Genomic DNA, 340 nt, shown 5'->3' on the forward strand with positions numbered 1-340 from the left:
GATGCCGGCGCTCACGACGGGGTCGGTCAGCAGCATGCCGGCGATGCCCCGGGAGGCCTGGACGAGCGCCTCGGCGGGCGACGCATCGTGGTGGCTCACGACGTCGAACGTCCGCACGTTCTGTTCGTCGATCACGCCGAGCGCGAGGGACAGCTTGGTGGGGAAGTGGAAGTGCAGGGCGCCCTGCGAGACGCCCGCCTCGCGGGCGACGGCCGCGATCGTCGTGGCGGCGAAGCCGACACGCTCGAACTCACGGGCGGCGGCCTCCAGGATCAGTGCGCGTCGTTCCACGGTTCCAGTGTGCCGGTCGGGAGGCGCGATGCGGGCCCGCACCGCGCCT

Annotated in this window: 1 protein-coding gene; it reads right to left on the minus strand. The window is 72.6% G+C overall.

The window, feature by feature from the left end; genetic code table 11:
- Positions 1-291 (minus strand): helix-turn-helix domain-containing protein (locus BIV03_RS13285; protein ID WP_175475845.1); only part of this gene is annotated, 291 nt, incomplete at its 3' end.
- Positions 292-340: the final 49 nt, after the last annotated feature.

Source organism: Curtobacterium sp. MCBA15_016, assembly GCF_001865105.1.
Classification (GTDB): Bacteria; Actinomycetota; Actinomycetes; order Actinomycetales; family Microbacteriaceae; genus Curtobacterium.